This is a genomic window from Thermomicrobiales bacterium (genome assembly GCA_041390825.1).
Classification (GTDB): Bacteria; Chloroflexota; Chloroflexia; order Thermomicrobiales; family UBA6265; genus JAMLHN01.
Map to the genome: position 1 here is coordinate 1 of JAWKPF010000044.1, position 13,258 is coordinate 13,258.

The 13,258-nt window shown below is 62.9% G+C and carries 11 protein-coding genes and 1 riboswitch; of the genes, 4 read left to right on the forward strand and 7 right to left on the reverse strand.

Features of this window, described 5'->3' with window-relative positions; genetic code table 11:
* Positions 1-308 precede the first annotated feature (308 nt).
* Positions 309-419: riboswitch (TPP riboswitch) on the forward strand.
* A 226-nt stretch (positions 420-645) separates the two neighbouring features.
* The gene (locus R2855_17940) at positions 646-1,689 is read left to right on the forward strand and encodes an ABC transporter substrate-binding protein (GenBank protein MEZ4532880.1); all 1,044 of its coding nucleotides are present in this window, start codon (positions 646-648) and stop codon (positions 1,687-1,689) included.
* A 127-nt stretch (positions 1,690-1,816) separates the two neighbouring features.
* Positions 1,817-2,239, forward strand: a complete 423-nt coding sequence (gene mscL, locus R2855_17945) for a large conductance mechanosensitive channel protein MscL (protein MEZ4532881.1) — start codon at positions 1,817-1,819, stop codon at positions 2,237-2,239.
* Positions 2,240-2,498: 259 nt separating this feature from the next.
* Here mscL and R2855_17950 read toward each other — a convergent pair whose 3' ends face one another.
* On the reverse strand, positions 2,499-4,217 hold the full coding sequence (locus R2855_17950; GenBank protein ID MEZ4532882.1) for a molybdopterin-dependent oxidoreductase: 1,719 nt from the start codon (positions 4,215-4,217) through the stop codon (positions 2,499-2,501).
* 489 nt (positions 4,218-4,706) lie between these two features.
* Between R2855_17950 and R2855_17955 the strand changes: the two genes are divergently transcribed.
* The gene (locus tag R2855_17955) at positions 4,707-4,874 is read left to right on the forward strand and encodes a hypothetical protein (protein MEZ4532883.1); all 168 of its coding nucleotides are present in this window, start codon (positions 4,707-4,709) and stop codon (positions 4,872-4,874) included.
* 215 nt (positions 4,875-5,089) lie between these two features.
* The gene (locus tag R2855_17960; protein ID MEZ4532884.1) at positions 5,090-7,450 is read left to right on the forward strand and encodes a hypothetical protein; all 2,361 of its coding nucleotides are present in this window, start codon (positions 5,090-5,092) and stop codon (positions 7,448-7,450) included.
* Positions 7,451-7,531: 81 nt separating this feature from the next.
* On the opposite strand, the gene R2855_17965 is transcribed toward R2855_17960, so the two are convergent.
* From R2855_17965 to R2855_17990, 6 genes are all read right to left on the reverse strand, one after another.
* The gene (locus tag R2855_17965; protein MEZ4532885.1) at positions 7,532-8,470 is read right to left on the reverse strand and encodes a methyltransferase; all 939 of its coding nucleotides are present in this window, start codon (positions 8,468-8,470) and stop codon (positions 7,532-7,534) included.
* A gap of 534 nt (positions 8,471-9,004) precedes the next feature.
* Positions 9,005-9,418 (reverse strand): hypothetical protein, encoded by a 414-nt coding sequence (locus tag R2855_17970; protein ID MEZ4532886.1) that lies wholly within the window; start codon positions 9,416-9,418, stop codon positions 9,005-9,007.
* 1,730 nt (positions 9,419-11,148) lie between these two features.
* Positions 11,149-11,439: a hypothetical protein gene (locus R2855_17975; GenBank protein MEZ4532887.1), complete on the reverse strand. Its 291-nt coding sequence runs from the start codon at positions 11,437-11,439 to the stop codon at positions 11,149-11,151.
* A gap of 178 nt (positions 11,440-11,617) precedes the next feature.
* Positions 11,618-11,794, reverse strand: a complete 177-nt coding sequence (locus R2855_17980) for a hypothetical protein (protein MEZ4532888.1) — start codon at positions 11,792-11,794, stop codon at positions 11,618-11,620.
* Positions 11,791-12,042: a hypothetical protein gene (locus R2855_17985; protein MEZ4532889.1), complete on the reverse strand. Its 252-nt coding sequence runs from the start codon at positions 12,040-12,042 to the stop codon at positions 11,791-11,793. Before R2855_17985 ends, R2855_17980 begins: the two co-directional genes overlap by 4 nt.
* Positions 12,043-13,042: 1,000 nt before the next feature.
* On the reverse strand, positions 13,043-13,243 hold the full coding sequence (locus tag R2855_17990) for an ABC transporter substrate-binding protein (protein ID MEZ4532890.1): 201 nt from the start codon (positions 13,241-13,243) through the stop codon (positions 13,043-13,045).
* Positions 13,244-13,258: the final 15 nt, after the last annotated feature.

The following is a 13,258-nucleotide window of genomic DNA, read 5'->3' on the forward strand; positions in this document are numbered from 1 at the left end:
CGGTTCGAACGCGTCCCTCGAGCGTTTTCAAGACCGTTATCGCGCTGGCGCGCGATCGCAGGGCACGGCGGCCCTGCGCTACGACCGGGTGCGGAACAAGAAGGGCACGGAGGCCCTTCACTACGACCGGGATGGCGGGCTGGGAATTCTCCGGATGGACCGACGGAACGGCGCAAGCCGATCTGCCCGACCCGCACCCTTGCCCATTGCCCTCTCTTGCCTTTTGCCCGTTGCCCGTTGCCCACTCTTGCCTTTTTCCTATTGCCTTTTGCCCATCCCCTCGTCTACCCTGACCCGCAACAATCGAATGCTGTTCGCACGGGAGCTCGGAGGGCCGGGCTGAGAGGGCGGGTTCGGCCGCCGACCGTAGAACCTGATCGGGATAATCCCCGCGCAGGAATCGCGACGATCGGATTTCGCAAGGGCACGAAGGTCCTTCGCCCCGATCGCAGTCAGTCCCCTCCCGGCGTGTTCGCTCGTTGCGACGCGCCGATTTTTGTTCCCGCGCGAACCGTTTGCACGTCAGGAGGGCGGACTGTGACCCAAAAGCGACTGCGAGACTCTGTGCCATTCCGAAGCCAAGCCCTGGGGCAACGCCGACGGAAGAGATGCTTCACGTTCGTTCAGAATGACAAGGGGGCCGAGGTGCTTGCGTGCGCCACGACACCGGTTTCCCGGCGATCACTGCTGGCCGCCGGCGCGGCCATGACGGCTGCCGGCGCGGCAGGGCGGGTGTTGCGGACTGCCGCGGCGCAAGACCTGGAAAAGGTGACGCTGGCGCTCGATTGGTATCCGAACGCGAACCACGCGGGGCTCTTTCTGGCGCAGGAGCGGGGGTATTTCGCCGAAGCGGGGCTGGAGGTGGAGCTCTACACCCCGTCCGATCCGACCGTGGTGCTGCAAACCGTGGGTGCGGGCCGGGACGACTACGGCATTTCCTATCAGACCGATGTGCTGCTGGCGCGCGCGCAGGAAGTGCCGGTGGTGAGCGTGGCGGCGTTGGTGCAGCATCCGTTGATGGGGGTGATGTCGCTGGCGTCGGCGGGGATCACGCGTCCGGCCGATCTGGCGGGGACCACGGTGGGCTATCCCGGCATTCCGAGCCAGGAAGCGTTCCTGACCACGATGATGGCCAGCGATGGCGCCTCGATCGACGATCTGGAGCTGATCAACGTCGATTTCAATCTCGTGCCGGCGGTCATTTCCGGGCAGACCGATGCGGTGATGGGGGCGTATTGGACGCACGAAACGATTCTGGCCGAGCAAGAGGGCTACCCGGTTTCCATGATGCGGGTGGAAGACTGGGGCGTGCCCGACTACTACGAGCTGGTGCTGGTGACGAACGAGGAAAACGCCGCCTCGCCCCAGGTTCCGGCGTTGCTGGGGGCGATCCAGCGCGGGTATCTGGACGCGATCGCCGAGCCGGATGCCGCCATCGCCGCCATGCAGGCCGCCTATCCGGAACTGGATGCGGAGGTGGAGCTGATCGGCATCGGGTTGTTGAGCGGGGTCTGGCTCGATCCGGAGGGGGCGTTCGGGGTGCAGACGGCGGAGCGCTGGACCGCGTACGCCGATTGGATGAAAGCGTCCGGGCTCATTCCGGAAGATCTGGATCCGGCGCAGGCGTTTGTCAGCTTCGCGCTGCAGGCGCAGGCGAGTCCGGAGGCCAGCCCGGTTGCCGGACCGTAGCCGGGAGGCCGCGCGCCGGACGATAAATGTCACGTTGGCAATCGCTTTGCTAAGCTAGCAGTGGCGGAGCTACCTGCACGAGCCGCTGGCTCGGTGGCAGAATCGAATTTCGGAAGGCGGGAGGGGCATGTTCGACGGATTCAAGAAGTTCATCATGCGCGGCAACGTGGTCGATCTGGCCGTTGCGGTGGTCATCGGCGCCGCGTTCACACAGGTCGTGAATTCGTTGGTGGAAGGGATCATCAATCCGCTGCTGGCGGCGATCGTCGGAAAGCCGAATTTCGACGATCTGACCATCACCATCCGCGATTCGACCATCATGTATGGGACGTTCCTGACGGCGGTGATCAACTTCCTGCTGGTCGCGGCGGCCATTTACTTCATCATCGTCAAGCCGATGAACATGGCGCTCGACCGGTTGAACGAGGGGAAGGGTTCCCCCGATCCGGACACCAAGCAGTGCCCGGAGTGCCTGAGCGAGATCCCGGTCGCAGCCACGCGCTGCGCGCATTGCGGTATTTCGCTGGTGGGGTTGCCGCCGACGACGTAGGGGGACGGGGTCCTGGGTCCGGAGTCCGGAGTCCGGAGTCCTGGGGTCTGAGTCCAGTGTCCAGTGTCCTGAGCGTTGGGGCCTGAGACGAGAGAAGCGGAAGGACGCCGTTCTGGGTTTGGAACGGCGTCTTTTCGTTGCGGTTCGGTCACAACTGCGTGAGCCGAACGACCATGCTCGGCATCTCAGGCCCCAGGGCTCGAGACCAACAACTCCGGGCTCCGGACTCCGGACTCTGGACTCTGGACTCCGGACCCGCCTACTCCACCCGCACCGTTCTCCGGGGCCAGCCGGTCGCGCCGTCGGGGAGGGGAGAACGGTCGGTTTGCTGCATGACGTTGCCGTCGCCATCGGTCACGCGGACGACCATCTTGTATTCGCCGGAGGCGAGATCGACCGGCAGCGCCCAGCGCACCCAGGTGAAGGGCGGGTTGAGGGAGGGCTCCAGCGTGGCGTCGGCCCAGCTTTCGCCGCCGTCCAGCGAGACTTCGACGCGGGAAACGTCGCGCGCGCCGGCGAAGGCGACACCGGTCAGGGTCTGCGGTCCGGTGTCGATCTCCTCGCGGTTCTCGGGATGATCGATGCGGCCCCATTCGTTCACGACGGCGGAGTCGCTCCAGCCGCGGGTTTGCCAGTAGCCCTTGAAGTCCTCGTCGACGACCTCGATGCGGTCGATCCATTTGACGTTCTTCATGCCGTAGATGTTGGGGATGATGAGCCGGGCGGGGAAGCCGTGGTCGTCGGCGAGCATTTCGCCGTTCATGCCGACCACAACCATGTTGTCGGGATCGAGACCGACCTCGATCGGGACCGAGTCTTCATAGTCGTCGGCGGCATGGAACTTGAGATCGACCGCGCCGGGCTGCACACCGGCTTCTGCGAGTAGCTCGATGAGGGGAACCGCGGTCCACTGCGCGGTGCCGATCAGGTCGCCGTTGAGTTGGTTGGAGATGCAGCAGAGGGTCGTGATCCGCTGCACGGTCGCGCGTTGCACGAGCTGATCGTGGGTGTATTCGACCTCCTTGTCGACCAGGCCGGTGATCTTGAGCGTCCAGCCGTCGGCGGAGACGGTGGGGTCGATGATGTTCTTGGAGACGTGATAGAAGTCGGGGGTGGGGGTGAGCACCGGGGTGATGATGCCCTCGGCGTCGAGCTCGGCGAAGAGGGCGAGCGGGTCGTCGGCCTGCATGACGAGATCGCTGGTGAGCATCGCCTCGGCGTTGGGCGTTTGGGTCGGAACCGGGGTCTTGAGCTCGTAGCCCTGGCTGGCGCGTTGGGTGGCGACGATGTCGTTGACGGTCTCTTTGGCGGCGGTATCGGGGATCCTCGGCATGCGCGGGTTGACGAGCCGCCAGATCGCGCCCGCGGCGACGATGACGCTCGCCACCGTGGCGGCATCGAGGATGAAGGCACGACGGGATTGCCGCTGCTGGGTGAAGTCGGGTTGCGCTTCGAATGCTTCGGCGGTGAAGACGGCCCACACAACGGCATAGATGGCCGCGGTCGAGATCAATTGGATCAGGATGTCGTTCGTATACGAGCTATCTCGCGCGAATGCGCCCAGGTGCGCGATCGGCAAGATCACCAGTCCAGTGAAGAGGAACAGCGCGGCCGCCACGATTCCGCTGGCGGCGAGCCGCCCGGCGAAGCTGGTTCCGGTGCGGCGGGTGAGACGCCCGGCCACGCGTCCACCCCACAGACCTACACCGCAGATTGCCAGCACCACGGCCACCAGCAAGGTCTTCTTGGCGAGACTGCCGTAATTCTCAGTGGCCGCACCGAAGACCGAAAGCGGCGTCAACCGCGAAGCCGCGGCAACGACGAATTCAGGAAAGGCTTGCACCACGCCGTTGTGCGACCAGTTCAGCCGCCAGAGGAGCTGGACGGCAACCATGATCACCGCGGCAAGAAATCCGGCTTGGGCGGCTTGCTCGATTGGGCGTGGTCCGCGGTCGGGAGGGTCGATTCTGCTGCTCATTGCTGGTCCCTGACTTTGCATCGAGTGCGTGTGGATGTACCTATCTTACGGTGACGACGGGCGAAGGGATCACTGGGGGCAACAGGCAACGGGCAACGGGCAACAGTTAGCAGGCAGCACGCGGCAGGCGGCACGCGGCAGCAGGTAGCCCAGGGCAGCACGCGGCACGCGGCAGCAGGTAGCCCAGGGCACTCGGCGGCACGCCGCGGACGGCCACGGGTAGGCAACAGGTGAGAGGCCATCGACAGCATTGACCGTTGCCCCTTACCTGTTGCCCGTTGCCTCTTGCCTTTTGCCTTTTGCCCGCTGCCTCCTGCCTGCTGCCTGCTGCCTGCTGCCTGCTGCCTGCTGCCTGCTGCCTGCTCAAGAAACTGTTAGCCAATCTCATTTTCCGCATAGTGTATGCCGATATGCGCATATACCGGTAATGCGTGCTATACTTTGCATCGTTGTAGGGATTGCCAGAGTCGGCATCTAGAAGGAACTCACGTGAAGTCGCTTTTCTCTCGAATTGGCCGAATCGGATTTGGTGGCAGCTATCTGGATCGCTACTATCAGGGGGTCGTTGGCCGCGGTGTCGGGTATCCGACGCTGGATGAAGCCCGCAAGGACTACCAGAGCGTTATCGCCCAGCGGAACATCCCCCGCAGCATGTAGCAGGCGATTGCCGCCACTCACACATCTTCGAAGAGAAACGCCCCGGAACTTTTCCGGGGCGTTTGTCGTTCCCTCCACTATGGATGGCAGGCCGGGAGACCGGCGGCCCACGGGCGCGGTGCAGCGATCGCGGAATCGGTGTACGCTGCAAGTCAACCTTTGAACCGTCCCTGTGTGTTCGATCGTGGACGTTCGATGCGTCTGGAGGATATGGAATGACCAGAAGACCGCACGGATGGCGTCTCAGCTTGCTCGCAATGATGGGCATGCTCATGATGCTGATTGCCCCGGCACTGCCGGCCGCGGCACAGGCCGACCCGGCAACCGAGTTCAACACGGCCATCAGTCAGCTCGCGACGATGACGCCAGTGGCTGGTCCGTTGAGCGGCTCGATCGATGCCGCCAATGCGCAAACCGCGCCCGCCGGTGTTTCGGTCGCCAATGGCGTGGCACATGCCGAGTTCGTCGCTCCGGCAGTCAATCCCGGAACGCTTTGGGCGATTGCCATGGAATTCCGGGTTTCGGATGCCGGCAAGAACTTCCTGCTGGTCTTCCCGGATGGCACCTGGCAGTTCGACAACGGCGTCCAGGGTGGCGGAGCCAGCGGCGCAGGGGCGACGTTCGACACCACCGCCGGCGCCACCATTGCGCTCGACGTGGTCTTCGACGGCGCCAGCGGATCGTTCGGCGTCAATGGCGCCTTTGTCTCCGCCCTCGATCTCTCGGCAGTGCAGGGCGCGGGCGATGTCAACCTGACGGGCTATCTCGGTCTCGGCGCGGGTACGACCACGCTCGACTACACCAACTTCTCGGTCTATGACCTGCAGGGGGGCGCGGTTGCGCCGACGCCAACCGCAGGCGGCGCAGTGCTTGTGCCGACCGAATCGGCAACAGCGGCCGTTCCGACAGCCGAAGCCACAACCTCCGCCGGCGATCCGGCCGCGACCTACAATCAGCTGCTGGCGCAAGAGGCAACCTCGCCGATGGTCTATGGACCAACCAGCGGCGCGATGATTCACGATCCGGAGCGCGTGACGTTCGAGCAAACCGGGGTGACCGTCACTGATTTTGGCGTGCATATCCAGTGCATTGCGCCACGCACAGCTGCTGAACTGTGGGACTGCGGTCTGGCGTTCCGTGACACCTCCAGCGCGAACCACTACCGGCTTGGTGTGGTTTCCGATGGGCATTGGTTCCTGAGCGTTGGCGCCGGTGATCCGCTGCAGCAAGGCGAAGGGATCCCGATTCCGCCGAATGCCGGCGATCCGCTCTCGATCGACTTGCTCGTGCAGGGCAACACTGGCTACTTCGGGGTGAATGGCGTCTTCGTTTCCTCACTCGATCTTTCCCAGATCCCCGGGCCTGGCACGATCGCCGCGGTTGTGGGCTTCTTCAACGAAACGTATGTCCCAGGGGGGCAGACGCTGTTCGAGGACTTCTCCATCTGGAGCTTCGATCAGGGAGCGGCCCTGCCAACAGAGACTGCCGCCGTTGGTTTGCCGACCCAGGCGCCAACCGTGATCATCCCACCGGCCGAGACGCCAACCACCAGCAGCGGGCTGCCGACGGCGCCGCCGGCAGAGACCCCCACGACGACGACCCTGCTGCCAACCGAGACCGCGGTCACCGGAGGGCTGCCAGGTGTGGACACAAACACCAACACCTACACCAGCCCCACGTTCGGCTATCAGTTGAGCTGGGACCCGAGCTGGTCACCGGTGACGGCTTCCTCGCAGGACTCGTTCGATGTGCTGCGTCTCACCAATGGTGTGACCATCACCGATCTCTACAGCGGTGTCAGCTCGATGAGCCTGGAAGAGTGCATCACGTCGTTGGTGGACTACTACGTGGGCAATCCGTCGTACGCGAATGTGGTGCAGGTCCCGTATGCGGACGGCCAAATGATTCTCACGCAGGGCAACGTCGCGACCGCCACCCTTACGTTCGATTACACAGATGATGGCGGTGTGACGACCACCACGACCGATTCGGTCATCTGCGTTTCGATGCCGACCCAGGGCGCCCTCTTGACGATGGAGAGCTATATCCCAACCGACCAGCTGGCCACGCAGATGAGCGCGGTGCAGGCGCTGGAAGCGCAACTGATCGTGGATGGCGCGCCCGTGGTGCTGCCGCCAGTGCCGCAGGGTGGAGGCGTTCCGACGGTTGCTCCAACGACGCAAGCGATTCCAACCGCCACGACTCAGGAGACCGCAGTGGCAGTGCCGACGGTCGCCAGCGCTGGATCGGCGACCTTTGCGGTTGCCGGTGTGGGCAGTAACGTTTCCGGAATCGGCACGATCGACGGGCAAGCCCGCACGGTCAATGTCTCGGCAATCCTCATCGGAGCGGAGCCTGGTTCGTCGGTCGGCATCGCGCATGGCACGTGCGTCGAACTGACCACGGTGCTCGAGCCGGACTACTACGTGGGCGATGTGAACGAAACCGGCATCGTGCAGGGCAGCGTTCCGGTCAGCTTGACCGTGTTGCAGTCACGCGGGCCGTACTCGGTGGTCGTCTACGGTCCCGGTGAGGGCGCCGCGATGGTTGCCTGCGGCGAGATAACGGTCGGGTAATCCCCGGTGCAATTTGGTCTTTGGAGCAATCCCCCGGTCCTTTGGATCGGGGGATTGCTCTTGCGCTCGGTGCTGCTCCGCTCAGAGCTTCGCGATCGAGCGGAGAACGACTCCCGGCGCGCCGACGCGCGCCTCGATGATGAACTTGTGATAGCGCGTCGTCCCGAGACGGGCAAACAGCTCGCGCCACGCTCCGAGTTCATCCAGGCGCGACGGGGTTTGCGCCGACAGCATGCGGCCGATGGTGAAGAGCGCATGCTCGGCAGTGATGGTCGAGATGAGGGTGATACCGATCGTCAAGCCAGACTGGGAGACCGATTCAAGGAGATCCAGCACCACCGGTCCGCGATCGTCGCCCAAGCCTTCGGCGTAGACGATTGCGCGGCCGGACGGCATGAGATGCTCGCGGAGACCCGAAAGCAATGGCCGCAGCACAAGGAGTCCGTCCTCTCCGCCGTCGCCATAGACCGGGAAATCGATCGATGCCGGTACCGGCACGAAGGGCGGGTTGGCCACAATCAGCGCAAAGCGATTCTGGTCTACCGGTGCGTAGAGATTGCCGGAAACGGCGGTGAAGCGATCCTGAGTCTCGTTCAACATCGCATTGAACGTGGCCGCTTCGATCGCTCGATCAGAAAGATCGACCCCGGTCCAGACGATTCCCCGGCGGAGGATTTCAGGACCTGCGGCGATGCCCGAGCCTGTGCAAGATCGAGCGCGTACCCGGACGACGGCAGCGAACTTGATCGCCGCTGCAGATAGTTTGCGAGCGTGTAGGACTCCGGACCGGAGGTAGATATCCGGCAAGGTCGGGGTCGAAGCCGGGATCAGGCGCGGCTGGTGGAAACCACGAGTACTGTCCAGAACGACTGACGGTTGCAGGCCGGCGGTCAGGACGCCGTCGCCAGACGCATCGATTGCCAGCAATCCCGTCGCCAGATTAAAGCTTCCGGCAGATCTCGTCAGAATCGATTCGACCACGTCCAGCGCAAGCGGCTCGCCGAGGGTGTAGAGACGCAAGGCATCCGTAACGTGGGATCAGGCGTCAGGCGCACAGGGAGAAATGTCTAGATTCGGGAATACGGAGACGTCAGATGATCAGAGCAGCATCTCGTGCGCCAAGTCGAACCCATGCCGGTCGACGCGGAGCAGATGAGCGCAATACTTTCTCGTTCGGGGAAAGAGACGTGCACCAGTCATGACGCAACCGCCTGCTGCGCCAACTGTCGTTCGAAGAACTGGAACTGTTTCTTTTAAAGTGGCAGGCGGATATGACCGCGTGCCTCCGACCGAACGCAGCGAAGAGTGGCCGTTCTTGCGCGCAAATGGGTTTCGCGATGATCCGGACACGGCGCCGGATGAATGCGCGCACCGGATGGCGGTCGATCGGATTCGGGACTTCGCCTTTCAACCGACGGCGTGGTGGTCGTTTCCAGTTCTGATGGTCGGGAATCGAATGCAGCGAGTCAAGCGATGGCGCGAGATGCATCGGCGACGAAAAAGACCTCTTCGATGGGCCGTCTTCGACAATTCCGCCCAGATACGCGACCCGACTCAGCTCACAGAGATAGCGCACCACGCGCAGGTCATGCGAGATGAACGAATGGGTGACGCCAGACGCTGGTGCGTCGCGCAGGGGTGAACGCTTTGCGCCTGGATCGAAGCATCGAGGCGGACACGTTCGTCGAGCACCAGCACTTCCGGATCGGCGCCAATGCGCGCGCAATGTTGACCGCTGGCCGCCGCTCGGCTGATGGGGATAGCGGTTGGCCAGACTCTTGTCGAGCCCGACGAGCGCCAACAGCTCCTCCACCCGTTTGCGGCGTTGCCGCCTGCATCTCCCAGATGATGGATGCGCAAAGGCTCCTCGAGGGCCGTGCCGATGCGCATGCGCGGCGCAAGCGCGGCATAGGGATCCTGGAAGACCATCTGCCTTGCGGGGTAGTCACGCGCCTGGGATTTGCTCAAGCGGACGATGTCCGGAATCGACCGTGACCTGTCCTGATGCGGGTGCCTCGAGACGAAGCAGCACCTTTGGCCAGGGTGCTCTGCCACACCCGCTTTCGCCCATGATTCCCAGGATCTCGCCCCGTTCGACGGTGAGGTTCATCGTCGAGGGCGACCAGCATGACGCCTCCTGCAGCGCCTCGCACCGGGTATTCCTTTGACCAGATTCTCGATGACGACAACGGCCTCCCGCTCATCGAACCCCCGCCTCCCGCAGCTCCAGCCGTCAACGGATGAATACATGCAACTGCCGCCCGCGATCGCCTATTGGGGACAAGGGTGGCTGCCCTGTCAGGCAATCGCCCTGCACGTAGCGACAACGTGGCGCGAAAACGCATCCGGCGGCAGATTTCGGAGAGGGCAGCCGTCCCTCGATCGCCGCAGCGGGAGCCCCCGGTTGGTGCGCAACGTAGGCGCCGACGCCAGCAATGCCGTGTAGGGATGAACGGGATCGCGGAAGAGACTTCCGACGCGGTCGCCAGATCTCCACCAGCGCTACTGGCGTACATCACCATCACCCGGTTGGCTACGGTTTGAATGATCCGTCGTAGCTGAATGAAGATCAGCGCATGTTGAGCTCGTTCTTGAGCGAGATCAGAAGATCGACGGATCTGCGCCCGACGACATTGCCGAGGGCGGGTGGTTGGCTCTATCGTTGTGACTGCCGAAATCAGGAGGAGCGCCATGGTACGGCGACCCGTTGATGCTGGCCTCCGCTCAACCCCAGGGATAGGACTTCATGCGCGATTCCGGCGCCGATGCCGACCAGTTTCGCTGATGGCGAGCGCTGCGGCATCTGACTTCGACACCTCGAGGAAAATGGCAACGATATCGGTGGGAGCCGGGCGCCGACGGTGAAGAGCGGATCAGCAGACGTCCAAGAACCTGTTGATGCCACTCCTCTCCGCGCATGCGCGGTCAATCCAAAGGGAACGTGCAGGTCGACACCGCCGAATTCCGATTCGCCCGGACTCGATCTGTCCCGGATGGTCGACCAGACCCATGATCGACAGCGCGGCGACGCTCTTGCCGCTACCACTCTCCCCACGATGCCAAGGCATTCGCCGGGATAGACCTCGAACGAGACATCGTCGACCGCGACGAAGCGTCCGTTGCGCGTATGGAAATGATCGGTGAGATTGCGAACCATGAGCTGCGGTTGCGTCGTTTCGCTCTCATGCTGTCGGTAACCGGATCGAGCAACTGGCGCAAGCCGTCGCTCATGATGTTGAGACTCAGGGTGACCAACAGGATGGCCAGACCAGGCAACGTGATGACCTGGGTACTCAGGCACTGGCGATGTATTGTGTACTGTCCAGCATCATGCCACCCAGCGATACAACGCCGAGTCCGGAGAAAGCCTGGCGCTGCCCGAGAGTCGACACCCAATCCGCACTGGAGCGTCGCGATGATAGCGATCGCCGGAGCACGTTGGGAAGCACATAGCGGATGCCGATACGCCAGAGGCTTGCGCCGAGCACCTGCGCGGAACGGACATAGTCGCGCTGCATCTCCTGCAAGACCACACCGCGCACGCCATCCGGCTGAAGTAGACCCAGCCGGCCAATCCCAGCAGCACGATCAGAATGGGATCGAGGTCTTTATCGCGGCCACGATCGCCATCAGCGATATCGACGTAGGTGCCGTTGGAGATTCCGACCACGCGCATCAGGATTGCGTCGGTTCTGCCGTCACAGCCCGCTGATCAACCTGAGCGTGACACCGAGCGCCATCGAAAGACAGAGTCCCGCGAACGCCACGAGCGAAACGCGCAAGCCGTAGAGGATGCGCGAGAGCATGTCGCGGCCGAGACCGTCCGTCTGAGCGGGAATTCTGGTCGAGCCGCGATCAGCGTGGTCCTGAGAACGGCGGGCGCAACCGGTGCGGTGCATGCTGTGGTTGCGCGAGGGGTCGTGATCGGTAATCAACGGAGCGGCCAAAGGCGCCCGGCCATCAGGCAGAAGAGGAGCCAAACCGGCCAAGAGGGTGCGACTTCCTCGCGCTGGAAGAAACGAGCGCCATTTCTCCGTCCACCGTTTGCCCCGGCTCTCCGGAATGAGGGGAGCGCTATCGATGTCTCCTGAACGCCAACCAACCCATGCGTTACGCCTCGATACGGATTCTGGGATCGAGCACCATGTAGAGCAGTCGATTCCAAGATTACGCATAAAGACCATAGCTGCCGGAATTGTGGATGCCTGAATCAAATGGTGAAGCCGTATGCGCGTTGACGGAGTCGATAGCCAATTGGCCGACACCCGGATAGTTGAAAACAACCTCCGCCACGATGGTGCCACCCAACAGATAGCCCAGGTCGATCCCAATGGTCAAAATCAAGGTGGCATCGCCATGAAGCGGTATTCGTGACCCGGCCGGTTCGAAATGCCGAAGGCGCGCGCGGTGCGCACATGCTCCCGATGGAATGTATCGACGGAGGCGCGCAAGACGCGAAGACTACCGGAAAGACGCGAAACACTGCGATTGCGGATGCTCAGGCTCTTCCAGCCGTCGAAACCCACCGCGGGAAACCAGCCGAAATGGACAGAAAAGACGAGCACGAGCATCAGCGCGACCTGTAGCAACAAAGTCGACCGACGAGCGTGCCGACAGCGATACCGAACCGGTCGATGGCGCTACCGGGATGACGGGCGCCAGCCACACCGAGCGTGATTGCCACGATCAGCGCGAGGGCTGGGCGAGGTCAGCGCGGCAACGCGGTTTCTGGCACACGTTGCCAGATCAACTCGAACAATCGGCCGCTGGTAGCGAAACGAGGTGCCGAAGTCGCCGCGCGGGATACCGACACGAACGCCCACAACTGGGTCGTCAAGGGCCGATCGGTGCCGAACTGTTCCCGGTGTAGCCTTTGCAGGATCTCGCCGCTGGCAAAGACCGGCTTTCATGCGCTGGTCGCCAGCGGTCAACCGCATGAGCACGAAGACAACGAGCACGATGACGACGACCAGAATGACGTTCTGAGCCAGGCGTCGAAGAATGACTTTCCGCATGACGATCCTGGTTCGTCAGCGCGCGCATGCGCGCCACATAACACGATCATGCTGCCGGAACCCTGTGGGCGGCCTGACAGCTCACGGATTCGATCGGCAAACGCGATGCTACTCCGACTTGGTCGCGAAGCGCAGGAGCGGTTCGCCCACCAGCGGAACGCGATTGTAATTTTGCACCTTGCTGGAAACGATGAACGGCCACAGCTCGTCCGAGAGGTAGAGCGACGGCTGAATGTCCCAGAGGTAACCAGCGAGGTCATTGATCTTGGCCAGGCGCTCGTCACCGGTGGAGGTGCGCTGGCCTCGATCATTGGCGGAATGGCCGGATCATCCAGGTGAAGACGGCCTCCGCCGTCGGCCCAGCATAGAACCCGAGGACGAAATCGGGATCGTAGTTGAAGCTGGCCAACGTGTTGAGCGAGGTCGTATCATGCAGTAGCGGTGCGGTATGCGCCGACTTCCAGGGTGGTGATATCGACGTTGATGTGCCGACATCCTGGAGGAACTGAGCGATCGCCTGAACGACTTCTCTGATGCGGCACCAGGGTCGTGGTGGCCATCGTCAGGGTGAAGTCCTTTAAGTGCTTGCCAGGAGCTCCTTGGCCTTGTCCGGATCGAAGTCGAAGCGCTCAGGCTGCTCCTCGTATCCAGGGGAGTTGGTGGCAATCGACGAATAGGGAACCTTGCCGACGCCCAGCAGAATCCCATCGACAATCGCCTGGCGGTCCACAGCGAAGGCGAGTGCTCCATGGATTTCCTGCGGCGAGATTGCCCTGATTCTGGTAGATGCAGA

Coding starts and splice junctions, on each gene's coding strand:
- mscL (MEZ4532881.1), top strand. CDS start 1,817: ATGTTCGACGGATTCAAGAAGTTCATCATGCGCGGCAACGTGGTCGAT.
- R2855_17950 (MEZ4532882.1), bottom strand. CDS start 4,217: ATGAGCAGCAGAATCGACCCTCCCGACCGCGGACCACGCCCAATCGAG.
- R2855_17960 (MEZ4532884.1), top strand. CDS start 5,090: ATGACCAGAAGACCGCACGGATGGCGTCTCAGCTTGCTCGCAATGATG.